This is a genomic window from uncultured Bifidobacterium sp. (genome assembly GCF_959020145.1).
Taxonomy (GTDB): Bacteria; Actinomycetota; Actinomycetes; order Actinomycetales; family Bifidobacteriaceae; genus Bifidobacterium.
On record NZ_CAUEQY010000007.1, the window covers coordinates 58,191 to 81,237 of the forward strand.

Annotated in this window: 18 protein-coding genes, 1 tRNA gene and 1 pseudogene; 5 read left to right on the plus strand and 15 right to left on the minus strand. The window is 60.6% G+C overall.

Going from position 1 to position 23,047, the window contains the following annotated elements; genetic code table 11:
- Positions 1-19 precede the first annotated feature (19 nt).
- The 9 genes from Q5H33_RS03940 to Q5H33_RS03980 form a co-directional block, all read right to left on the minus strand.
- Positions 20-724: an ABC transporter ATP-binding protein gene (locus Q5H33_RS03940; protein WP_117319883.1), complete on the minus strand. Its 705-nt coding sequence runs from the start codon at positions 722-724 to the stop codon at positions 20-22.
- A complete protein-coding gene (locus Q5H33_RS03945) occupies positions 724-1,536 on the minus strand; it encodes an ABC transporter ATP-binding protein (protein ID WP_011742908.1) in 813 nt (270 codons plus the stop codon). The genes Q5H33_RS03940 and Q5H33_RS03945 overlap by 1 nt, the downstream gene beginning before the upstream one ends.
- Complete coding sequence (locus tag Q5H33_RS03950; RefSeq protein WP_011742907.1) at positions 1,533-2,654, minus strand: branched-chain amino acid ABC transporter permease; 1,122 nt, start codon at positions 2,652-2,654, stop codon at positions 1,533-1,535. The genes Q5H33_RS03945 and Q5H33_RS03950 overlap by 4 nt, the downstream gene beginning before the upstream one ends.
- Positions 2,655-2,658: 4 nt before the next feature.
- Positions 2,659-3,585, minus strand: a complete 927-nt coding sequence (locus tag Q5H33_RS03955) for a branched-chain amino acid ABC transporter permease (protein ID WP_021913024.1) — start codon at positions 3,583-3,585, stop codon at positions 2,659-2,661.
- A gap of 174 nt (positions 3,586-3,759) precedes the next feature.
- On the minus strand, positions 3,760-4,956 hold the full coding sequence (locus tag Q5H33_RS03960) for an ABC transporter substrate-binding protein (RefSeq protein ID WP_038444194.1): 1,197 nt from the start codon (positions 4,954-4,956) through the stop codon (positions 3,760-3,762).
- Positions 4,957-5,200: 244 nt separating this feature from the next.
- Entirely contained in the window at positions 5,201-6,121 is a 921-nt protein-coding gene (gene prmC, locus Q5H33_RS03965; RefSeq protein WP_003808377.1) for a peptide chain release factor N(5)-glutamine methyltransferase, read from the minus strand.
- Positions 6,122-6,130: 9 nt separating this feature from the next.
- Complete coding sequence (gene prfA, locus Q5H33_RS03970; RefSeq protein ID WP_003808375.1) at positions 6,131-7,219, minus strand: peptide chain release factor 1; 1,089 nt, start codon at positions 7,217-7,219, stop codon at positions 6,131-6,133.
- Positions 7,220-7,400: 181 nt separating this feature from the next.
- Positions 7,401-7,613, minus strand: a complete 213-nt coding sequence (rpmE, locus tag Q5H33_RS03975) for a 50S ribosomal protein L31 (RefSeq protein ID WP_003808371.1) — start codon at positions 7,611-7,613, stop codon at positions 7,401-7,403.
- A 181-nt stretch (positions 7,614-7,794) separates the two neighbouring features.
- Positions 7,795-7,868: transfer RNA gene (locus Q5H33_RS03980), tRNA-Ile, on the minus strand.
- 198 nt (positions 7,869-8,066) lie between these two features.
- On the opposite strand from Q5H33_RS03980, the gene Q5H33_RS03985 reads away from it, so the two are divergent.
- The 3 genes from Q5H33_RS03985 (at position 8,067) to Q5H33_RS03995 (ending at position 12,479) form a co-directional block, all read left to right on the plus strand.
- A complete protein-coding gene (locus Q5H33_RS03985) occupies positions 8,067-10,568 on the plus strand; it encodes a GH36-type glycosyl hydrolase domain-containing protein (protein ID WP_270317909.1) in 2,502 nt (833 codons plus the stop codon).
- Positions 10,569-10,785: 217 nt separating this feature from the next.
- A complete protein-coding gene (locus tag Q5H33_RS03990; protein WP_003808365.1) occupies positions 10,786-11,604 on the plus strand; it encodes an alpha/beta hydrolase in 819 nt (272 codons plus the stop codon).
- 71 nt (positions 11,605-11,675) lie between these two features.
- On the plus strand, positions 11,676-12,479 hold the full coding sequence (locus tag Q5H33_RS03995; RefSeq protein ID WP_021913020.1) for a TetR/AcrR family transcriptional regulator: 804 nt from the start codon (positions 11,676-11,678) through the stop codon (positions 12,477-12,479).
- 137 nt (positions 12,480-12,616) lie between these two features.
- Here the strand turns inward: Q5H33_RS03995 and Q5H33_RS04000 are convergent, their stop codons facing one another.
- Positions 12,617-13,528 (minus strand): ROK family protein, encoded by a 912-nt coding sequence (locus tag Q5H33_RS04000; RefSeq protein ID WP_003808361.1) that lies wholly within the window; start codon positions 13,526-13,528, stop codon positions 12,617-12,619.
- Between the two features lie 334 nt (positions 13,529-13,862).
- Here Q5H33_RS04000 and Q5H33_RS04005 point away from each other — a divergent pair, with 334 nt between their 5' ends.
- The gene (locus Q5H33_RS04005; RefSeq protein WP_003808359.1) at positions 13,863-16,631 is read left to right on the plus strand and encodes a hypothetical protein; all 2,769 of its coding nucleotides are present in this window, start codon (positions 13,863-13,865) and stop codon (positions 16,629-16,631) included.
- A gap of 168 nt (positions 16,632-16,799) precedes the next feature.
- On the opposite strand, the gene Q5H33_RS04010 is transcribed toward Q5H33_RS04005, so the two are convergent.
- The 5 genes and pseudogenes from Q5H33_RS04010 to Q5H33_RS04025 form a co-directional block, all read right to left on the minus strand.
- On the minus strand, positions 16,800-18,188 hold the full coding sequence (locus Q5H33_RS04010) for a beta-galactosidase trimerization domain-containing protein (protein ID WP_253901624.1): 1,389 nt from the start codon (positions 18,186-18,188) through the stop codon (positions 16,800-16,802).
- A gap of 64 nt (positions 18,189-18,252) precedes the next feature.
- Positions 18,253-18,303: pseudogene (locus Q5H33_RS08420) on the minus strand (hypothetical protein); the annotation flags it as partial.
- 15 nt (positions 18,304-18,318) lie between these two features.
- Positions 18,319-19,746 carry a glycoside hydrolase family 3 N-terminal domain-containing protein gene (locus Q5H33_RS04015; RefSeq protein WP_021913017.1) on the minus strand — a complete coding sequence of 476 codons (1,428 nt, stop codon included), beginning with the start codon at positions 19,744-19,746 and terminating at the stop codon, positions 18,319-18,321.
- 269 nt (positions 19,747-20,015) lie between these two features.
- Entirely contained in the window at positions 20,016-21,644 is a 1,629-nt protein-coding gene (locus tag Q5H33_RS04020) for an extracellular solute-binding protein (RefSeq protein ID WP_259328247.1), read from the minus strand.
- A 190-nt stretch (positions 21,645-21,834) separates the two neighbouring features.
- A complete protein-coding gene (locus Q5H33_RS04025; protein ID WP_223895039.1) occupies positions 21,835-22,242 on the minus strand; it encodes an ABC transporter permease subunit in 408 nt (135 codons plus the stop codon).
- 147 nt (positions 22,243-22,389) lie between these two features.
- Here Q5H33_RS04025 and Q5H33_RS04030 point away from each other — a divergent pair, with 147 nt between their 5' ends.
- Positions 22,390-23,037 carry a YesL family protein gene (locus Q5H33_RS04030; protein WP_117319876.1) on the plus strand — a complete coding sequence of 216 codons (648 nt, stop codon included), beginning with the start codon at positions 22,390-22,392 and terminating at the stop codon, positions 23,035-23,037.
- Positions 23,038-23,047 lie beyond the last annotated feature (10 nt).

Sequence of the window (23,047 nt, forward strand, 5' to 3'; positions counted from 1 at the left end):
AAGGCGGATACGGCACGAATCAGGCGCCCAGATACGCCTTGCGCACCTGCTCGTTGTTGAGCAGTTCCTTGGCGTCGCCTTCCATCGTGATACGGCCGGTTTCCAGCACGTATGCGCGGTCGGCGATCGACAGCGCCATCTTGGCGTTCTGCTCGACCAGCAGAATCGTGATGCCCTGCTCGTGCAGCTTGCGGATGATGGAGAAGATCTCCTTGACGAGCTTCGGGGACAGGCCCATGGACGGCTCGTCCATGAGGATCGTCTTCGGATGGCTCATCAGCGCGCGGCCCATCGCCAGCATCTGCTGCTCGCCGCCGGACAACGTGCCGGCCTTCTGGTTACGGCGTTCCTTCAGACGGGGGAACAGGCCGTAGACCATGTCGAGGTCCTTCTTGAGGTCCGACTGGTTCTTCAGGCTGAACGCGCCCATCTCCAGGTTCTCTTCGACGCTCATGCGTGTGAAGACGTGGCGCCCTTCCGGAATGTGCGCCATACCGAGGGTCACGATCTTGTTGTTGTGGGTTTTCAGCAGATCCACTCCGTTGTACATCACGGAACCGGATTTCGCCGGTACCAGACCGGTGATGGTGTGCAGCGTGGTGGTCTTGCCTGCGCCGTTCGCGCCGATCAGGGACACGATCTCGCCGTCGTTGACGGTGAAGCTGATGTCCTTGACGGCTTCGATGGCACCGTACGAAACGGAAAGGTTCTTGACTTCCAGCATCAGGCTTCCTCGCTTTCGTGCTTGGCATCGTCGCTGTCGGTATCGTCGTCGGAACCCAGGTATGCGGAGATGACCTGCGGGTTGTTGGCGATCTCGTCCGGCGTGCCGGCGGCGATGGTGCGTCCGTAGTCGAGCACCTGGATGCGCTGGCAGACGTTCATCACCAGGCTCATGTCATGCTCGATCAGCAGGATGGCGATGCCGAAGCGGTCGCGGATGGTGTTGATGCAGTTGAGCAGGTCCTCGGTCTCCGTCGGGTTCATGCCTGCCGCCGGCTCGTCGAGCAACAGCAGTTTCATGCCGGTGGCGAGGGCGCGGGCGATTTCCAGCTTGCGCTGGGCGCCGTACGGCAGGTTCGCCGCTTCGGTTTCAGCCAGGCCTTCTAGTCCGAAGATCTTGAGCAGGTCGATGGCTTTGGCGTGCATCTCGCGTTCCTGCTTCCAGAATTTCGGCGTGCGGAAAATCGCGCCGCCCATGTGGTAGCTGAACGATTCGTTGAATGCGACCAGCACGTTCTCCTCCACGGTCATCTGGCCGAACAGGCGGATGTTCTGGAAGGTTCTGGCGATGCCGGCGCGCACCACCTGGTATGTCTTCTTGCCGTTCATGCGTTCGCCGTCCAGGAAGAACTCGCCTTCCGTGGGCTGGTACACGCCGGTCAGCAGGTTGAACACGGTGGTTTTGCCGGCGCCGTTCGGGCCGATCAGGCCGACGAGCTCGCCGGAGTTGATGGTCATGTTGAAGTCGGATACGGCTTTGAGGCCTCCGAAGGTGATGCCGAGATGTTCGGCTTTCAGGATGGGCTCGCTCATGCCTGCGCCTCCTTGGTGTCGGCGGCCGTCTCGACGGTTTCGTCCGTCTTGGCGGTGTCCTTGGCTGCCTTGGCGGTGGATTCAGCCTGCTTCGACTTGCCGTGCGCCTTGACCTTCATCGGGTAGAACAGCTTGTTGATGGTCTTGGTCAGGGAGAATTCCCAGTTGCCGAAGATGCCCTGCGGGCGGAAGATCATGATGAGCACCAGCGCCACCGAGTACACGAGCATGCGGTAGGTGGAGAAGGCGCGCAACAGCTCCGGCAGGATCGTCAGCGCGATGGCGGAGACGATGGAACCTGTCAGCGAGCCCATGCCGCCGAACACGACCATGATCACGTAGTTGATCGATTGCAGCCATCCGGCCATCGCGGGGTTCAGCGAGCCGATGTACTGGGCGAAGATGCCGCCGGCGATGCCCGCGAAGAACGCGGAGATAGCGAACACGAGCACCTTCATGTAGGTGATGTTGATGCCGGACGCGCTTGCCGCGATCTCGTCGTCGCGGATGGCCTTGACGGCACGGCCGTAACGGGAGCGGGCGAACATGAACAGCAGCACGACGGTGACGACGGTGATCCAGAACACGACGTACAGGTTGGCGAGTCGGTCGATGCCGATCAGCGCCTGGCCGGCCGCGCCCTTGTCGAGGCCCATGCCGCCGGCGACCTTCAGGTTCTGGATGATCACGCGGATGATTTCGCCGAAGCCCAGCGTGATGATGGCGAGGTAATCGCCATGCAGACGCAGTGCCGGAATGCCGACCAGGATGCCGAAGATGCAGGCGACCACGCCGCCGGCGAGTGTCGTCAGCAGGAATCGCAGCGTCGGATCCATCGCAACGCCGTTGGCGACGAGCAGCTTGCTCAGCAGGGCCGCGCTGTACGCGCCGATCGCTTCGAAGCCGCAGCAGCCCAGCGTCAGCTGGCCGAGCACGCCGATGGTGAGGTTCAGCGACGTGGTCATGATGATGGCGATGCAGCTTGTCATCATGATGCCCTTGATGTAGGTGCTGGCCATGCCGGATTCGCATACGCCCATCAGAATGCCGAACAGCACGACGATGCCGACCGCGCACATCAGATAGGACTGTTTGGTGGAAAGCATTGATTTCTTCATGAGGTCACACCTTCTCGGTTTCCGGTTCGCCCATCAGGCCGGACGGCTTGACCAGGAGCACGATGATGAGGATGCCGAACACAATGGCGTCGGAGAACGCGGACGTGATCACACCGCCGGTGATGGTGCCGATGTACGCCTTGGTCAGGCTTTCGACCACGCCGATCACCAGACCACCGACCATGGCGCCCGGGATGGAGCCGATGCCGCCGAGCACGGCCGCGACGAAGGCCTTCAGGCCCAGCATCGCGCCCATCATCGGGGACACCTGCGGATAGGAAACGCAGTACATCAGCGATGCGACGGCGGCGAGGCCCGAACCGATGGCGAACGTGAGCGTGATGGTGGAGTTCACGTTGATGCCCATCAGGATCGAGGCCTCCTTGTCTTCGGAGACCGCGCGCATGGCCTTGCCCTGCTTGGTATAGGTGACGAACAGCTGCAGCGCGACCATGATGATCACGCCGAGCACGATGGTGATGATGGTCGCGCCGTCGATCTTCAGTTTGCCGATCGCCAGCGTCGGAATCTGGATGATGGTGGGCACGGTCTGGTAGTCGGCGCCGAAGATGGCCTGGGAGCCGTTCTCCAACAGAAGGCTCATTGCGATTGCGGTGATGAGGGCCGTCATGCTGTTGCCCTTTTCACGAACCGGCTTGTATGCGGCCCTCTCCACGATGACGCCCACCGCCACGCACATGAGGATCGCGGGGATGACGGCCACCCATGCGGGCAGGCCGAATGCGACGATCGCCGGAATGGTAAGCATCAGCACGTAGGAGCCGACCATGATGAAATCGCCGTGTGCGAAGTTGATCAAACGAATGATGCCGTACACCATGGTGTAGCCGAGTGCCACGAGCGAGTACACGCTGCCGATCTTCAGACCGTTGAAGATCTGACTGATGAACATGATGATCTGATCGCCCATCATTCCTCCTTTCAAAAGTTGATGATGCCGGACTTTTGACATAACCGTCCGGCTTGGCCGCTGAAGAAGCCCAGCGGCTGAATATGGTTATTTTCGTCTTGATACGCGAAAGGGAGAGAACCGGTTTCCCGGCCCCCTCCTCTTCACAGATTCAGGCCTTCAGGCAAGCGACGCTCACTTGGCAGGCTGAATGGTGGTCTTGTACTGCGGCTTGCCGTCCTTGAGCTCAAGCACGACGACGGACTTCTTCGGGGAGCCCTTCTTGTCGAGCGTGAAGTTGCCGGTCACGCCTTCGAAGCTCATGCCGGCGATGGCGTTGCGCACGCCTTCGCGGGTGGCGTTCTTGCCGGCCTTCTCGATGGCCTGCTTCATCATGTACACGGAGTCGTAGCCCAGTGCGGTGAAGGTGTTCGGATCGGCGTTCTTGTTGGCCTTCTTGTAGGACTTGATGAAGTCCTGCACCTTGGCGTTGGAGGTGTCGTCCGGAGAGTAGTGGGTGGTGTAGAGCACCTTGTTGTACAGCGACTTGTCGTCGGTCATCTTCAGGCCGTCGTAGCCGTCAGGGCCCATCACATAGCCCTTGTAGCCGACGGAGCGGGCCTGCGGGATGATGTACGGGCCAGCGACGGAGTAGTAGTACGGAGCGTACAGGAACTCGGCGCCAGCGGCCTGGATCTTCTGCAGCTGGGAGGAGTACTCGGTGTCGTCGGCGCTGGAGGAGTTCTCTTCGGCCACGACGTCAAGGCCGGCCTTCTTGGCGGCAGCGGCGAAGGCCTTGCCCACGCCGGAGGAGTACGGATCGCCGGTGCCGTACAGCACGGCGACCTTCTTGACCTTCAGGGTCTCGGCTGCGAACTTGGCAGCGATCTCACCCTGGTAGGAGTCCTTGAAGCAGGTGCGGAACATGTAGCCACCGGTCTCGATGGAGTCGGAGGTGGCGGCCGGTGCGATGGCCGGCAGCTTGGACTGGTCGGCCAGCGGAGCCACTGCCGCGGTGGTGGAGGAGATGGTCGGGCCGACCACGCCGAGCACGCTGTTGTCGCCGGCGAGCTTGTTGAAGGCGTTGGAGGCTTCGGTGGCGTCGCCCTTGTCGTCCATGGACTCGAGCTTGACCTTCTTGCCGTTGATGCCGCCCTTGGCGTTGATCTCATCCACAGCCAGCTTGAAGCCGGCGACCTCGGCCTCGCCGTATGCGGCGGCGGTGCCGGAGTTGGTGGTGACGGAGCCCAGCGTGATGGTATCGCTGTTGGCCGCGCTACCGTTGGAGCTGCTGGAATCGTCCATGCTGCCGCCGGAGCAGGCAGCGAGGGACATCGACATTGCGCCTGCCGCGATCAGGGCGACGCACTTGGCGGAGAACTTCGCGTTCATTCCGTTCTTCCTCTTTTCTTGAAAACGCTGCACATTCCTTTCAACGCGCACCTTGGAAAAATCATGTTCATCTCAACCCCCGTGCGCGGAACCACGGCGACCACTCATGACGGACGCCCGTTCTCTCTCTGTGCATTCCGATTGTTCTTTATAGCCTGACGGATGGCGGCCTGCATAAAATGTTCTTATAGTGAGACTCAACTTCTGGTTATATCCCCGTCAGCATGGCGCAAAAGAATATAAGTTACTGTGCCGGCTGTTTTTCCGCCGTCAGATAACGTGGCCGTCCGGTGTAGTCGTTATGCACGGTAACGTCGACGAAGCCGCAGGTTCGTGCGAAGGCGGCAAGCCGCTCCCCCTGCGTGATGTCGTGCTCCATCACCATAAGTCCATCCGCGCGAAGCAGTTTCGCCGCGCGTGCGATGATGCGTTCCGGAATGAGCGTGCCGTCCGCCGAACCGCCGTATAGCGCCAGATCGGGGTCGTAATCGCGCGCCTCGGGCTGTTCGGGAATGTCGGCAAGCGGCACGTACGGCGGATTGGTGAGCACGATGTCGATGGTGCCGTCAAGTTGGCTTAACGTCGGCATTTGCGTGGCGTCGGCGATGTCCAGATGATAATTACCGGCGATTGCGGGATACCGTTTCGCGGTCTCGTCGAGGTTGCGCCGCGTCCACTCGGCGGTCGTAGCGCTTTTCTCGACGGCCCACACCTCGCTGCCCGGCACTTCCGAAGCGAAGGCGAGGCCGATCGCACCGCTGCCGGCGCACAGATCGACCACTTTGGCGCGGTACATGCCGTTTCTGGTGGCCCAGTCGACGCCTTCCTGCACGACCAGTTCGGTTTCCGGACGTGGAATGAACACGCCTGGACCGACTTTCAAATCAAGGTAGCGAAACGGCGCGTGGCCGGTGATGTGCTGCAACGGCTCGCGTTTGACACGACGGGCCAGCATGGTCTGGAAACGTTCCATCGCCGGTTCCGCGTCTTCTTTTTCGGCCAGACGTTCGACGCCATCGCCCATGAGCATGGCTTTGTCCACGTGCTGCAGGTCCGTATGGAACGCTTCGGCGAGCAGCAGTTTGGCGTCGTGCTGCGGAGTGTCGACGCCCGCCGCACGTAGTTCGTCCGCGGCGGAACGCACCGTTTCGAATACCGTCGCCACCCAATCGCCTTACTTCTGGTTGGCGAGACGATCGGCTTCGTCCGCCTGGATGTCGCTGTCGATCACGGCCTGCAGATCGCCGTCAAGCACGGCGTCGAGGTTGTACGCCTTGTAGTTCGTGCGATGGTCGACGATGCGGTTTTCCGGGAAGTTGTACGTGCGGATACGTTCCGAACGGTCCAGCGAGCGCACCTGGGAATGGCGCATATCGGCGGCCTCGGCGGCCTCCTGCTCGTGTTTCATGGCCAGCAGGCGGCTCTTCAGAACGCGCAGTGCCGCCGCGCGGTTTTGGATCTGGCTCTTCTCGTCCTGCATGTTCACGGTGATGCCGGTGGGGATGTGCGTCATGCGGACCGCGGAATACGTGGTGTTCACGGACTGTCCGCCGGGGCCGGAGCTCATGAAGATGTCGATTTTGAGGTCTTTCGGATCGATTTCGATTTCATCGTCGTCCTCGTCGGCTTCCGGGAAGACGATCACGCCGGCGGCGGAAGTCTGGATACGTCCCTGCGATTCGGTGACGGGGATGCGCTGCACGCGGTGCACGCCGCCTTCGTACTTGAGGGAAGCCCACACGCCGTCCTCCGGCGCCGGAGTGCCTTTGGCGCGGATGGCCAGCTGCACGTCCTTGACGCCACCGAGCTCGGTGGTGTTCTCGCTTTGCACGGTGACCGACCAGCCGCGCTTTTCCGCGTATCGCATGTACATACGCAGCAGGTCGCCGGCGAACAGCGCCGCTTCCTCGCCACCGGTGCCGGCCTTGATCTCCATGATCGTGTCACGCGCGTCATCGGGGTCACGCGGAATCAGCGCGGTGCGCAGCTTCTCTTCGGCTGCGGGCAGCTCGCCTTCCAACCGCTTGGCCTCTTCGGCGAAATCGGGATCTTCGGACGCCATCTCGCGGGCCGCCTCCAGATCGTCCTTCACCTGCTTGTATGCGGTGTAGGCGGAGACGATGGCACCCAGTTCGGCGTGGCGCCGACCCAGCTTGCGCATCTTGTCGGGATTGGATGCGACCTCCGGCTCGGCCATCTGCTGTTCGATATTGTGGTATTCCTCAAGCGCGGTGACGGCCGCGGGGAATTGTTCGTCTGCCAATGTACGCCTTTTCTTCGTATCTGCGCTTCAGCGGAATCACTCGTCGCTGAACCTTACTCAACCTGTCCATCATATAAGGTGGCGCGGAAGTGCGGTCGTCGGAGGTAGGCGACGGCACGTCGGTAACGAAAAACGCCAGCCCACGAATGGACTGGCGTTTTCATTGCCTAAGCAATAAGACTCACTTGGCCTTCTTGCCGTAACGCTTCTCGAAGCGAGCCACGCGGCCACCGGTGTCGAGGATCTTCTGCTTGCCGGTGTAGAACGGGTGGCAGTTGGAGCACACGTCGACGGTCATGTGATCGCCGTTGTAGGTGGAACGGGTGACGAAGGTGTTGCCGCAAGAGCAGGTGACCTGCACTGCGTGGTAATCAGGATGGATACCCTGCTTCATAGTTTGTCTCCTAGAGATTCGGGGGACCCGGGTCGCATTGCCCCGATGGCAAGGCGTGAACCGGATAACCTTATGGAGTGTAGGCGATGGCCGGGACACGGTATGCGCCGTCACACGCAGGGCGTACGGACTGCAATCCGCGGATATGCAAAAGACCCGCCGCTTCCGGCAGGTCCGCATGTGCCCTCGCTGGGACTTGAACCCAGGACAAACACCTTATAAGGGTGCTGCTCTAACCAACTGAGCTACGAGGGCAACGGGAGGAAGTATACCCCGACCTCTGCCCGATTGCGGCAGCGTCGACAGATGACCATTGGAAGACCGACGGCAACACGCCAGCAAATCGTTATTTATAAGTTTATAAATAACGTACTAACCTATTAATTAAATCAATGGACGATATACCCATACAGTACACCTCGTCACAGCCATTTCACCGACGAAAGGACACCCATGCGCTACGGTCATTTCGATGATGCCGCAAAGGAATACGTGATTGAAACCCCGGCGACCCCCCTGCCGTGGATCAACTACCTTGGCAACAAGGACTTCTTCTCGCTGATTTCCAACACCGGCGGCGGCTACAGCTTCTACAAGGACGCCAAGCTACGCCGCGTCACCCGCTACCGGTATAACAACGTGCCGGCAGACAACGGCTCCCGCTGCTATTACCTGAGCCTGATGGACTCCGATTCCGCCGATGCCAAGCCGGTCGAAACCTGGTCGCCGACCTTCCTTCCGTGCAAGACCCCGCTTGATTCCTACAAGTGCCGTCAAGGCATCGGCTACACCGTGTTCGAAGCTTCCAAGCGAGGCATCGAATCCAAGCTCACCGCCTTCGTGCCGCTGCACACCAATGCGGAAATCAATCGGCTCGACGTGACGAACACCACCGACGAGCCGGCCGTCATCGACGTGACCGGCTCCGTGGAATGGTGCCTGTGGAATGCCGTGGACGACTCGTCCAACTTCCAGCGCAACCTGTCCACCGGCGAGGTGGAGATCGAACGCGAAACCGATGCCACGCTGCTGTACCACAAGACCGAATTCAAGGAGCGCCGCAACCATTACGCGTTCTACGGCGTCAACGCGCCCGTCGTCGGTTTCGACACCAGCCGCGACGAGTTCCTCGGCCAGTTCAACGGCTGGGACACCCCGCAGGTCATCGCCGAAGGCAAGGCTCACGATTCCGTGGCGCACGGCTGGTTCCCGATCGCCGCCAACCGCGTGCGTCTGGAACTCCAGCCGGGCGAAACCGCATCGCTCGTGTTCATGCTGGGCTATATCGAAGTGGCCAAGGACCAGAAATGGGAGGATCCGAACGATCCGGCCAAGGTCGGCATCATAAACAAGAAGCCGGCCCATGAGCTGTTCCGCCGTTTCGCCACCGTCGAACAGGTCGAAGCCGCCTTGAAGGAGCTCAACTCCTACTGGTCCGAACTGCTGACCACCTACAGCGTCGATTCCGGCGACGAAAAGCTCGACCGTATGGTCAACATCTGGCACCAGTACCAGTGCATGGTCACGTTCAATATGTCCCGTTCCGCCTCCTACTACGAGTCGGGCATGGGACGCGGCATGGGCTTCCGCGATTCCAACCAGGACCTGCTTGGCTTCGTGCATCTCATTCCGGAACGCGCACGCGAGCGCATCATCGACATCGCCTCCACCCAAATGGAGGACGGTTCCGCATGGCACCAGTACCAGCCGCTCACCAAGAAGGGCAATGCGGACATCGGTGGCGGCTTCAATGATGATCCGCTGTGGCTCGTGGCCGGCGTGTACGCGTATCTCGCCGAAACCGGCGACGTGAGCATTCTGACCGAACCGGTGCCGTTCAACAACGTCGAGGGCTCCGAACAGCCGCTACTTGAGCACTTGCGCCGTTCAGTGAACTTCACCATTACGCATAAGGGCCCCCATGGCATTCCGCTCATCGGCCGCGCCGACTGGAATGATTGTCTGAACCTCAACTGTTTCTCCGATACTCCGGGCGAAAGCTTCCAGACCGTGGAGAACAACGACACCGGCGTCGCCGAATCCGTGTTCATCGGCGGCATGTTCGTGCTGTACGGCAGCCAATATGCCGACATCCTCGAGCATTATGGACGTCTGGCCGGCATGTCCGACGCCGAAATCGCGTCCGAGGCGGCCAACGTGCGCGCCGAAATCGGCCAGGTTTCCAAGGCCGTCAAAACCGCCGGCTGGGACGGCGAATGGTTCGTGCGCGCCTACGACGCCTACTCGCGCAAGGTCGGCACGCATGAGGACACCGAAGGCCAGATCTACATCGAACCGCAGGGCATGTGCGTGATGGCCGGCATCGGCCTCGATGACGGCAAGGCGCAGCAGGCGCTGAAGTCCGTCAAGGAACGCCTGACCTGCGATTGGGGCACCGCCATCCTCGCACCCGCCTACTCCACCTACCGCATCGAATTGGGCGAAATCTCCTCCTATCCGCGCGGATACAAGGAAAACGGCGGCATCTTCTGCCACAACAACCCGTGGATCTCCATCGCCAACGCCATCGCCGGCAATGACGACGAGGCATTCGCCGTCTACCAGCGCAACTGCCCGGCGTATGTCGAGGACAAGTCCGACGTGCGCAAGGTGGAACCGTACGTCTACTGCCAGATGGTGGCCGGTCCCGAGGCAGCGACCCCGGGCGAGGGCAAGAACTCCTGGCTGACCGGCACCGCCGCGTGGACGTTCGTGGACGTGTCGCAGTATCTGCTGGGCGTGCGACCGACGCTCGACGGCCTGGCCATCGAACCGCATCTGCCGGAACGGTTCGACCAGCTGACCGTGACGCGCGTGTTCCGCGGCGTGACCTACCGCATCGCCATGAAGCGCACCGGCGAGCGCACGGTGAGCGTCGACGGAGCGAAGATTGGCGGTAATGTGGTTCCCGCTTTGAGCGATGCCAAATCCGTCGATGTCGAGGTCACGTTCTGATGTGAGCATCAGAACGTGCTCACAAACGGGGCGGGCCTACACTCTCCTCAACATGAACATGGATTGCCGGAGCATCTTGCATATAGGTTGTTCCGGCGATCCTCCATCGGTTTCCTGCAACCTTGTGGAAGGCAGGAACCGATCAGAACAGTGCGAATCCGTGTGCCGCATAGAAGGCCGCATGGATTCGCACACACAATCCGTCTAAGGTAGCGATATGCAGTATTGTGAAGACATCATCACCGGCATCGATGGCAGTGAGGCCACGTTCGTCCGGTACGTTCTCGACAACAGCGAGGAGATCGATCCCAAACGTCAACGCCCCAGCGTTCTGGTGATTCCGGGCGGCGGCTATGCCATGACCTCCGACCGCGAGGCCGAACCGATCGCCATGCAGTTCCTCGCGGCCGGATGCAACGCGTTTGTGCTGCGCTATTCCGTCGCGCCATCCGTCTTCCCCACGGCTTTGCTGGAAGCCGCGGAAGCAGTGCAGCGCATACGCGCGCATGCGGACGACTGGCATTGCGACCCCAGTAAGATCGCGGTAATCGGATTTTCCGCAGGCGGTCATCTTGCGGCCAATCTTGCGACCACGGCGGGTGACGACACCATGCGGGCACATGGCTATGACCCTGACGCGGTGCGCCCGAACGCATTGATGCTCGGCTACCCGGTGATCACTTCAGGCCCGCTCGCGCATCGTGGCAGCTTCGACTGTCTGCTTGGCGACAACAGCGATAATCAGGTGGCGTTGGACGCGGTGTCCATCGAACGGCATATCGACGCGAAGACGCCGCCCGTATTCGTATGGCATACCATCACCGACGATTGCGTACCGGTCGAGAACACGCTGATGTTGGTCGATGCCTGCAAGAAGGCCGGCGTGCCGGTCGAGGCGCATCTGTTCCCCCAAGGCGGGCATGGTCTGGCGCTTGGCACTGCGGAAACGGCGTGGCAGGGGGTTAATGGCATCGAGCCATGCGTCCAGCAATGGCCGGTGTTGGCCAACGCGTGGCTACGGCGACTCTTCGCCTAGAGGCCAGAGGGCGTAATAGTATTGGATGGTTTTATGAGGGACACGATGAGCAGGGGTGTAAGGAGCTGGCTATGAGCGTCGCGGCATGGGATGGATTCCTGAATGACCAGAGCAACTGGCCGGCCGCCTCACGCATCGGCAACGCTACGGGGGCCACTACCGCCAGGGACACGCTGGGCGACAAGACCTTCGTCAAACGCAAGCGTATGAGTCAGGAGGAACGCCACCTGCAAATCCTGCAGGCCGCCGTCAAAATCATCGCCACCAAGGGGTTCTGGGGCATGTCGTTGCAGAACATCTCCGACGAGCTGGGCATCACCGAGGCGGCGTTGTACCATTACATCTCCTCGAAGGACGATCTGCTCAACATGGTGCTGTCGGAATGCTACGACACCATCGATGCCGACGAATACAACGCGGTGACGGCCGCCATCGTCGACGCCGACGGGCACCGCGTCTACTACTACCCGCGCTATTGCCTGAACATCGTGCTGTACAATCTGCAGCGCCCCGAGCTCGTGCAGCTGTATTCGGTGCTGAACGGCGAGGCGCTGAACCCCTCGCACCCGGCCCACGATTTCTTCATCGGCCGCCATTTGCGCCAATGGGAGATGATTTGCTCGATGAACTGGCTGCTGCCGCCGGACGTGGACGAGGAACGGTTCTACGACCTGTACACCCTGGCGATGAGCGCCATGGACGGTCTGCAGTACCGTTGGCTGGGTGACAATTCGATGAATCTGCTGGAGCAATGGATGAGCATCTCCGACATCATCTTCCCCGATAGCGAATGGCAGGGCTTCCGCGACCCCTCGGAGCACGACCCGAAGAACGAATCCTGCCTGCTGCCGCTTACCTTGTCGGCACGGCAGTAGCTCTGACCCCGAAGATCAGCAGAGCATTACAGCGGAAGATCGATATCGACCGCCCACCGCTCTTGTGCATATTCGCCATCGGCGGGGCCGTTCACGGGAAGCGGACCCGCCGATTTTCGTATCGGAAGCATCCGCGACTAGCGGATCGGCACCTTCTCCATGCCTTCGACCTCGGTTTCGAAGGCGTAGTAGGCTCCGATCAGACCGGCGTTGTTGGTGTGCCGGCAGCGCTTGACAACCGTGTGGAAATCGCTCCACTGCGGGATCTTGTCGAGCGCCGCATTGACCAGCGGCAGCAATTGCTGTTCACGGCAGATGCCACCGCCCAGCAGCACGCATTCGGGGTCGGCCACGGCGACGATGTTGAAAATGCCGATGGCAAGATAGTCGATCCACCGGTCCACGATCTTGCGCACACGCGGCTCATCGAGACGATGGAACAGGGTGGCCGGCACGATGGAGCCTGTCGGCACGTCGAATTCCTTGGCGTACTCCTCCGCCAGCACGATGGTCGACAGGTAATCCTGCATGGTGTGGAATCCACCGGTCTCATAGTTCGGGATCATCATGCCCAGCTCGCCTGCACGCCAATCCTTGCCTCGGCGGATCCTGCCGTCCAGGAACAACGCACCGCCCACACCGCTGTCGATGGTGATCAGCGCAAAATCGTCGAGTTTGACGGCGTTGCCGCTCAGCTTCTCCGCCATTGCCGCGCAGTTGGCGTCGTTCTCCATCCATGTGGGGATCGGGTCGTCAAGATAGCCCTGCAGTTTTCTGCCGATTTCATGGCCGTACAGTATGCTTAGCGCGCCGGCGGTAACGGCGACCTGCTTCTCCGTGTCGATGAAGCCGGGCACGCTTATGGCGATGCCGTCAAGAGGGGCACGCTGCTTGGAAACAATATGCGCGAGCGCCTGGTAGAAGGGCTCCTCGCCGTCGACCGGAGTCGCGATAGTACCCGGAATGCCCATGCGCCCGTCCTCGAACACCACGTATCGGGTGAAGAACGTTCCGATTTCGAACGCAAGGATGCGCTTCTTTGCAGTCATATCGTTATCTAACCCATCTTTAATAAAAATCCTGCCTTGGTACAGTATAGCGTTCCCGCCCATACTTAAGCGCTTCCGCCCCATCCCCCGATACGCTCAGCCAACACCCCTTTGCGTACCACCAATGCAATGGCGGAATCGAAGTGCGTCATAGCATATTCGTCTGCCATTGTGCAACATATGCCATAACAACTTGTCAATATTTATCGATACGGTTGCCTATTGGAGGCTCTTGCAATACACGCTTTTATGACTCCCGCCGCTTACGGCGGGCAGCCCCCTAGATGCCCCCATCAATGACGTTTTCCACGTCGCGCGAAGACAGGAGAAATAGATGAGAAACAAGGCAATCGCATGCCTTGGCGCAATCGTCGCTTGCGCAACGGCTCTCGCCGGAATCCCGGCCACCGCCATGGCGGACGACTCCGCCGGCCTGACTCCCCAATACACCTACAATTCCCAGAACGATAACGGCATGACCTTCGAAAAGGTCAGCCACGCCGATCAGGGCCTGAGCCAGGCCGATGGCGTGGTCGATTACACCGGCGACGGCACCATCGCCCCCTATACCGCCGGCCTGAGCACCACCGGCAACGGCGACCGCGGCCAGTCCTACAGCTATGCGGCAGCATCCTCCGGCGACTGGGTCTACATCGGCACCATGTACGGCGGCCTCGGCGTGCAGGCCATTCTGAACCGCGATATGACAAGCCTCGGCCTGACCTCCAAGCAGGCCACCGCACTCATCCAGACCATGTACGCGGGCAACATGTACCTTGGCGAACCCGACGGCAAGAGCGCCGGCGGCATGCTGTTCAAGTTCAATGTGAAGACCGGCAAGACCAAGATCCTCATGTCCAAGAGCACCGGCATCGACGGAGGCAAGGGCGTGATCCCGACCTTCCGCAGCGCCTTCAAGATGAACGGCAAGCTGTACTTCGAGGGCATGGTCATGGACACCAACAACAAGGATCTCACCCAGCAGGAGATCCAGACCGCCATGGCCTATCAAAACGGATTCCCGTGCATCTACGAAGTCGACCCGGCCAACAACGACAAGCTCACCAAGGTGTATGACAGCGTCGACGTGGATGGCTTCCGTTCCCTGGTCAAGGGCAACGTGTTCACCTCCACCCGTGCCATCGGCTCCTTCGGCAATACGCTGATCGCCGGCGACCTCAAGCCGACCGCGGACGGCAAGGGCAAGGCGCTGCTTGTGGCATCCAAGACCCCGTCCGATCCGAACTCCTACAAAGTGATCGCCGACATGGCGAGCTTCGACAACCTGCCCGCCATCCACCGACAGGATGTCAACGGCGGCGGCGGTATCTATCAGGTGCAGGAGTTCAACGGCAAGCTGTACGTCGTGGTCTGCACCGGCGACACCAGCACCCTGAACGAAGAGACCGGAACCATGCGCTCCTTCGCCATTTACGTGGGCGAGAACAAGGGCGATTCCACCAACAAGGCCGATTGGACCTGGCGTCCGCTCGTAGGCGACACCGCCAAGGGCGCCAAGTACTACTACGGTCTTGACAAAAGCCGTGTGAGCGCCGGCGCCTGCACCCTGCAGGTCTACGGCGACCACTTGTACATCGGCGACTACAACGACGTGTCCAGCGCACTGCAGGGCTTCGTCACCAAAAGCAACTTCGTAACCCAAGCCACCAACCTCGAACAGTCCGTCAACCTATACCGCATGGACAAGAACGAGAACGTCGAGATGCTCGTGGGAGACAAGAACGACACCTTCCCGAAGGGCGGTTCCACCGGTCTGGGCAGCGGCTACGACAACCACATGAACCAATACACCTGGCAGACCACCGTTCACGAGGGCAAGATGTACCTGTCCACCATGAACACCACCACCTTGCTGGAACCGATCGCACAGTTCACCAACGGTGACATTCTCAACATGAACGAGAAGGATTGGAACAACACCGTCCACTACCTGCGCGTGTTCCTGCGCCTGCTGTGGGGCATGGGCCCGACCGACCCGGCTTCCGCCATCGCCACGCAGAGCAACGATCAGAACGCCAAGGTGACCACCCAGACCATGCCGTCCACCGACAATCCGGAGGCGCTGGTCGACTGGGCCCGCATCCAGGCCGGCAAGGACGCCTCCGCCGCGCAGCCGCAGACCACCGACGCCAAGTCCGTCTCGTCCGCCAAGCCGATCAGCCTGACCGCCGCCCAGACCAAGGAACTGGTCGACGGCATCAAGGACGGCAGCATCGTTCCGGGCAGCCTGGCAGCCTCCGGCTCCTCCGATGAGGCCTCGCAGCTCTTCGACATCAACAACGAGCTGGACAACCTCGGCTCCCAGCTGTCCGACAAGGGCTCCGCCGATTTCGCCAACAACTACGGCGAAGTCACGGACGCGTTCTTCAGCATCGCCGACATCATTCCCGACAAGTTCAAGGGCCTGTACGAGATGCTGGTCAAGCTGACCAGCAAGGCCAACCTCAAGGCCTACGCCAAGTCCCTGCCGTACCTGGCCAAGTCCAAGCGCGGCTTCAACCTGTTCGAGATCACCGACCGTTCCGCCGCGAATGAGGGCGTGACCGTCGGCACCGTTACCGACAATGGCTTCGGCGACCCGTTCAACCACGGTCTGCGCATCTTCTGCGACACCGACGACTACATGGTGGTCGGCACCGCGAACCCGTTCTACGGTACCCAGCTGTGGCGCGTGCGCAATACGCAGTACGCCGTGAACGTCTCCGCGACCGAAGGCGGCTCCGCCTCCGCGGATGTCGAGCGCGCGGCCAAGGGCAGCAAGGTCACGCTGACGGCCACCGCGAACAAGGGCTACCACTTCAAAGAGTGGAACGTGCTGAAGGGCAACGTCTCCATCGAGAACAACGCCTTCGAGATGCCTGACGGCAGCGTCTCCATCCAGGCTGTGTTCGAAAAGGACGCTGTTGAACCGACGACGCCAACGACCCCGGCAAAGCCTGCCACAGACACGAAGCCATCCACAACACCGACCGGTGTCACGTCCACCCCTTCGACCGGCTCCTCCGTGCTCGGCATGGCGGTCGCCGCGGCTGTGGCACTGATTGCAGGCGCCGCGATTCTGCTGAAGAAGAAGCAGGCGTGATGATGACCGGCGGTGTGATCGCAGCCACCCGATGAACGCGGAACGGCGCCATACCACCGGTTCCTGACGAAGAAGGCCGATGTCCATCAAGGGCATCGGCCTTCTTCATATTCGGCTTCGTCGAGTGGAGTCGTTCCGCTCCGTCTAACGTGGTCTACAGCATTGCGATCACCGCAACGCAATCACATCCACGCCATACGGCTTAAGCTCGATCAGATCGTTGATGACGGTGCCGGTCAGCAGCTCCGTGCCACCGTTGAGTTCGCTGAGGCACAGACGCTTGTCGGCGGCGCTGTTGTTGATGAGGAACGCGTAGCGGGTGCCGCCATCGCCATAGCGCACGGACAGGCTGACATCCTCCGGGGTATCAAGCGACTTCAGATCCAGCTCCTTGATGATCGGAGCCATGAACGCGCTCATGCCGGTCTCGTCCAACGGAGTGCCCACAAAATAGGCTTTGCCCTTGCCATACGCATTGACGGTGAGCGCGGAATGCCCAGCATAGAATTCGTCGCCGCCGTACGTAGCAAGACGCTCGGCACCTTCGCGATGAATAATGCTCGCCACGATCTCGCCCTTGGCATCAACCGTGCCGCCATGCACTTCGATGGTTTCGCCCGGCGCAAGCGCATCGATCTCTTCGACCCATACGCCCATAAGCCTGCGCAGCTTGCCCGGGTAGCCGCCTGGCACCACCAGATCATGCTCATCATGGATGCCGGCCATATAGCCGGTGATGAAGGTGCCACCATCCGCCACATAGGCTTCCAACGTTTCAGCCACACCAGGCAACACGGTGATCAGCGCCGGGGCGATGGCCAGATCATACTGGCTGAGCCGCGCAAGAGGCGTGGTGCTGGCGATCATATCCACCGGCACATTGCGACGCCACAACGCACGGTAGAAGCGATGAACCTCATTGGGATAGTTGAAGCCGGTGGTCGGGCCGACACAGCCTTCAAGCGACCAGTAGCTCTGCCAGTCGAACATGATGGCTACACGGGATTCGATGCGCGAGCCCATGATCCGCCTGCCGATGCGGTCCAGTTCCTCACCCAAGGCCGCGGTCTCCTTGAACACGCGGGACTCCTCGGTGCCGTCATGCGCGATGACCGCGCCATGGAATCGCTCGCAGCCGCCAAGGGACTGCTTCATCTGGAAGAACCGCACGGTGTCGGCGCCATGGGCCACGGCCTGCCAGCTGAGCTTACGCACTTCCCCCGGCTGCTTGACCTTGCAGAACGGGAACCAGTTCTGCTGGTTCGGGGTCTGCTCCATCAGCATGAACGGCTTGTTGCCGCCGATGCCGCGCATCAGGTCGTGGCACATGGCGGTGAAGCTCGGCGGGGTGTCCATGCCCGGATAGTTGTCCCAGCTGACCACGTCCATCTCCTTGGCCCACTCGAAGTAGTCGAGATCCTTGAACGTGCCCATGAGGTTCGTGGTGATCGGCGTGGTCGCGTCGTATTCGCGGATCGCGTCGCGCTCGTTCGTATAGCAGGCCAACTGCGCCTGGCTTTGGAAGCGGCGATAGTCCATCTGCAGCCCGGACACCACGCATTTGGCGTCGCTGATGCCGTCGCCGTAGCCGACGGGCGGGCACCACGTCGCCCCAATCGTAGATGGTGTGGCTCCAGAAATTGGCGCACCACGCCTTGTTGAGCGCTTCGATGAGCTCGTCCTGGCCCTACGGCAGGCGCATGTCGGTGCGGTCGCGGCCTTCCAGATCATGTTCGTGGTCGAGTCCGCCGATGAAGACCACCGGATCTCCGGCGGCCGCGTACGCGCGGGCTTTTGCCACGGCCTCGTCACGCAGTTCGCGCGCGCGATTCACGTCTTTGGCATCGGAACCCTTGGAATTCTCAAGGCTTTCCTCCTGCCAGCTTTCGTCCTGGTTGATCTGTTTGGCGTCGTAGCCGAGCGCGTATTCGATTTCGACGTTGCCGCCGAGCTCGCCGTTGAGGCCGAGCAGCGGGGATACTTCGTGCAGCGCTTTGATGACGGCCGAGCCGCCGCCGTTGGAGTGGATGCGGTCGGCGTTGGCACCGATGACCAGCAGACGGGTCATGTTGCGTTCGTCGAGCGGCAGCAGGTGCGCGTCGTTTTTCAGCAGCACGATGGATTCGCGGGCGATGTCCAATGCCTTCGCCGCGTGGTCGAGCGTCGCGTAACGGCCTGGTTTGCGGCTTGCGTGCGCGTCGCCGAGCATGTGCAGCGCGTCCATGACGGCGATCACGCGTTCGACTTTCCCGTCGACGTCGCTTTCCTTGACGTCGCCGTCTTCCACGGCTTTCTTCAGCGGGTTGGCGAAGTAGTAATCGTCGAAATTCGGCGTGACGGACAGTTCGATATCCATGCCGACTTCGGCGCTGGCTTTGGTGTCGCGCACCGCGCTCCAGTCGGAAACGACGAAACCGTCGAAACCGTATTCGTCGCGCAGGATGTCGTCGAGCAGCTGCTTGTGTTCGCAGCATTTGGTGCCGTTGACGAGATTGTAGGCGCCCATGACGGAGAGCACGCCGCCGTCTTGTACCGCCGCTTCGAAGGCCGGCAGGTAGATTTCGCGTAATGCCCGCTCGCTTACGGTCTCGTCAACGTCCAATCGGTCGGTTTCCTGGCTGTTGACCGCGTAATGTTTCGCGCAGGCGGCCACGTCGGATTCCTGCACGCCTTGGATGTAGGCCACACCTTGCGCGGCGGTCAGGACCGGATCCTCGCTCATGTATTCGAAATTGCGTCCGCACAACGGACTGCGTTTGATGTTGATGGAAGGGCCGAGAATCACGTCCTTGCCTCGGCCTCGGGCTTCCTCCCCCAATACTTCACCGGTCATGCGGGCCAGGTCGGGGTTCCATGTGGAGGCGACCGCCGAGCCGGACGGCAGGTAGGTCACATAGTCACGGGTGTTGTACAGCGGCGCCCAATTGTCGTTATGCAGTTCGGCGCGCACGCCCATCGGACCATCATCCATCCTGAGCGGCGGAATGCCCAGTCGTTCGGCGTTGCCGTTGCGGAACAGGCCTGCGGCGTGCACAATGGCGATTTTCTCGTCCAGCGTGAGTTGCGCCGTCAGTTCCCTGGCTTTGGTTTTGTTGGCTTCAGTAATTACGGTCATGCGTTTTTCTTTCGTTTCATTGCGATTCGACGGTGTGGAGATTCATCATCGAACGCGCTCCTCACGAAAGCATGGAGGAAAGTGGACATGGAAAAAGCGGAAAAGTTCCGACAGGCAAGAAGGAGACGACGACGTCCGTCGGAATATGCGGAACCGGAAGAGTTGCGGGGCGTCGGCCCGGTTCGAAGAGTCCGACGCCCCTTGTTGGTTATGTGATTAGGCGAGGCGTTCCGGCCGAAGCGAAAACGCTCCAGCCGGAACGCCAGGAATTACTTGGCCTGCTTGACGATGTCCTTGCGGGCCTGGATCAGGTCCTTGGCGTTCTGCTGGTCGACCTTGAGGACTTCCTTGTAGCCGAGGTTGTCGATCTTGGTGCGGGCTTCGTCAAGGGTCTTCTCGAACTTGCCCGCAGCGGTGATGGCCTGCCAGGAGGCGTTCACCGTTTCGGACTTGACGGAGCTGCGGGTGGCGGAAACCGTGGAATCCTCCTGTGGAGTGGTGTAGGACGCACCGGCTGCGATGGAGAGCTTGCCTGCCTTCTGCAGATAGTCGATGTCGTTGGTGGCGTTCTCCATGTGGGCGGACCAATCCTTGAACAGCTCGGTCTCATCCTGGTTGGACTTCCACAGCAGCGGGTTGTAGGCCTCGCCGGTGTTCGGGTCGATGTCGTTCTGAGACACGGCCTTGAAGTTCAGCTTAGAGTAGCCGTCATCGTAGCTGGAGCCGCCAAGCTTGGCGGAGACCTTCAGGTTGGCGTGGTCGCCGGTCATGGCCTGCTGGCCGAACTTGGTCAGGGTCGGGTTCTTGCCGTCCTTGTCGGTGGTGAAGCAGCCCAGATCCTTCGGGCAGGCGGCGCCACCGGAGTTGGAGGAAGAGGCGTAGATGCCTTCCGGAGAATACATCCAGTCGATGAACTTGGCCAGACGGGCCTTGTTCTTGGCCTTGGAGCCGATGGCCACGATGGTGGCGCCATCACCGTCAGGCTGGAAGCCGTCGGAATAGACCTTCATGTTCTCAAGCGGAGCCAGCATGAAGCCGATGCCTTTGGCCTTGTTCTCGTCGGAGTTCATACGCGGCTTGCCCAGCCAGCTCCAGATGGACAGCATGGTCTTGCCGTTGGTGACCTTGGTCCGCATGGTATCCCAGTCCTGGGTGGTGGAATCAGGATCGACCAGCCCCATGGATTCGGCCTTGTTCAGGAACTCCAGGGCCTGCTGGTAGATGCCGCCCTCCTTGGTGGCGGGCTGCACGTCCTTACCGTCGGCGGAGATGAACACGGAACCCTGGTTGGTGTAGCCGAACCAGCTGCAGATGGATGCGGCGTTCTGCATCACATCGCCGTCCCGATCCTTGAACAGTGACATGGCGTAGATGTCGTCCTTGCCGGTATCCTGGCGAGCCCTGTCCTGCATCTGCTTAAGCACATTGAGCAGACCGTCGAGATCCTTGATCTGCGGGTAGCCGATCTCCTTGTAGATATCCCAGCGGATGTACGGTGCGGCAGCCGACTCGTTGCCTTCGCTCGGGTCGGTCGGAGACTGGGAGGAGACACCCTGAGGAACACCCCACACGCCATCCTTGCCGGCCTGCTTGGCGATGGACTTGACCGCGGAATCGTACTTCTTGACATTCTTCATGCTGGAGTAGTACGGGGTCATGTCTTCGATGAGCTTGGCCTTGACCAGCTTGTTCAGACGCCCGTTGCCGGTACCGACAATCACCAGATCGCCAAGGTTGCCGGAAGCGGAGCGAGTATCGAACACGGTATCGCCGCCGGACACGTTCGGCGCGATGATGTTCAGCTTGATGTTGAACTTGTCTTTGACGATCTTGGCGAACCAGCCGCTCTTTTGCAGACCCTGGCTGCTGGCCAGCGAGTCGAAGACCTCGACGGTCATTTCGGAACCGTCGTCCTTGGTGTCGGCACTGTTGCTGCCGCTGCCGCAGGCCGCGAGCGACAGCAGCGTAGCAGCCGCAACGCCAGCCGCAATCGCGCGGGTGGTGATTTTCTTCAGTTCTATGCGGAAACCTCCTTGTATTCCTTCTTCTGATATTCAGTTATGGGGAAAAGAATCGTTGTGTTGTTAATCAGCCTTTAACCGCGCCCAGCATCATGCCCTTGACGAAGAAGCGCTGGAAGAACGGGTAGGTGAACATGATCGGCAGCACCACGATGACGGAAACCGTCATACGGATCGAGGTCGGCGTCGCGGCGCTTGCCAGAGCGGCGACATTCGCCGAATTCGCCTTGGCCGCATTCGCCAGTGCGGACGCCTGGTTGATGTAGGTGTACAGCAGGTACTGCAGCGAGTAGAGCTTCGAATCGGTCATGTAGATCAGGGTGTCCTGGAAAGAGTTCCACTGGTTCACGGCCGAGAAGATGCCCACGGTCGCCAGAATCGGCGTGCACATCGGCAGGATGATGCGGGTGAACACGGTCAGCGTGCCGGCGCCGTCCATTTCAGCGGCTTCCTGCAGCGACGGCAGTGGCCGCAAAACCCTTGCCGCATCGGCGCTAAAGTATTGTTATTCCAACAAACTAAGTGCTCTTGGAGAGCTATTTATAATCTTATAAATAGGGCGTGTCGCACAATACGGCACAGTACTATCGGCAATAGCCGAACACATCATCGAGGAGGATTCATGCGGTTCAACATCAACGCGCCCTTCTGGCGTTTCATGGACACCCTGCTGCGTTTCGTCGGGCTTAATCTGGTCTACCTCATCACGCTGATCCCAAACGTCACCATCGGCCCGGCACGCGCGGCATTGTATTCCACAATGTTCGCCTATGACGAGCATGACGACATCCGCCTCGTCAAGGAATATCTCACCCGCTTCAAACGCGAGTTCAAACAGGGACTTGCGGCCTGGGTGCTCGTCGCCATCCTCGCCACCGCCATCCTCTTCGGCCTGTCGTTCTGGAAGGCGTGGGATACCAACGCCTCCTACATACCGCTGATCCTTCTGGTCATCGCCGCCGTGGTCGTGGCGCTGTTCGCCGAATACGCCGCACCGTTGCAGGCACGCTTCGCCAACACCACCGGCAGGCTCTTCTCGCTATCGGCGATGTTCCCCTGGCGAGCCTTCCCCTGCTCGCTCGTCCTCGTCATCATCGACGTACTCGCGGCCGGCCTGTCATATTTCGTACCGTTCATACGCGTTCTCGCCATTCTCTTCGGCATCGCCTGGGTGGCGTATGCGAAATCCCTCATTCTGCTGTGGGGCTTCAAACGGTATGGCGGAACGGGCAAAGTGGAGAATCCGCAATATGTCAATGCGCACGAGTGACGTTGCGGCG

What these genes read in the sequence shown, in the direction of transcription:
- Q5H33_RS03940 (WP_117319883.1), bottom strand. Translation starts at nt 724, where the DNA reads ATGCTGGAAGTCAAGAACCTTTCCGTTTCGTACGGTGCCATCGAAGCC.
- Q5H33_RS03955 (WP_021913024.1), bottom strand. Translation starts at nt 3,585, where the DNA reads ATGGGCGATCAGATCATCATGTTCATCAGTCAGATCTTCAACGGTCTG.
- Q5H33_RS04015 (WP_021913017.1), bottom strand. Translation starts at nt 19,746, where the DNA reads ATGACCGTAATTACTGAAGCCAACAAAACCAAAGCCAGGGAACTGACG.
- Q5H33_RS03950 (WP_011742907.1), bottom strand. Translation starts at nt 2,654, where the DNA reads ATGAAGAAATCAATGCTTTCCACCAAACAGTCCTATCTGATGTGCGCG.
- rpmE (WP_003808371.1), bottom strand. Translation starts at nt 7,613, where the DNA reads ATGAAGCAGGGTATCCATCCTGATTACCACGCAGTGCAGGTCACCTGC.
- Q5H33_RS03995 (WP_021913020.1), top strand. Translation starts at nt 11,676, where the DNA reads ATGAGCGTCGCGGCATGGGATGGATTCCTGAATGACCAGAGCAACTGG.
- Q5H33_RS03985 (WP_270317909.1), top strand. Translation starts at nt 8,067, where the DNA reads ATGCGCTACGGTCATTTCGATGATGCCGCAAAGGAATACGTGATTGAA.
- Q5H33_RS04000 (WP_003808361.1), bottom strand. Translation starts at nt 13,528, where the DNA reads ATGACTGCAAAGAAGCGCATCCTTGCGTTCGAAATCGGAACGTTCTTC.
- Q5H33_RS04020 (WP_259328247.1), bottom strand. Translation starts at nt 21,644, where the DNA reads ATGACCGTCGAGGTCTTCGACTCGCTGGCCAGCAGCCAGGGTCTGCAA.
- Q5H33_RS03960 (WP_038444194.1), bottom strand. Translation starts at nt 4,956, where the DNA reads ATGAACGCGAAGTTCTCCGCCAAGTGCGTCGCCCTGATCGCGGCAGGC.
- Q5H33_RS04030 (WP_117319876.1), top strand. Translation starts at nt 22,390, where the DNA reads ATGCGGTTCAACATCAACGCGCCCTTCTGGCGTTTCATGGACACCCTG.
- Q5H33_RS03990 (WP_003808365.1), top strand. Translation starts at nt 10,786, where the DNA reads ATGCAGTATTGTGAAGACATCATCACCGGCATCGATGGCAGTGAGGCC.
- Q5H33_RS04005 (WP_003808359.1), top strand. Translation starts at nt 13,863, where the DNA reads ATGAGAAACAAGGCAATCGCATGCCTTGGCGCAATCGTCGCTTGCGCA.
- Q5H33_RS03945 (WP_011742908.1), bottom strand. Translation starts at nt 1,536, where the DNA reads ATGAGCGAGCCCATCCTGAAAGCCGAACATCTCGGCATCACCTTCGGA.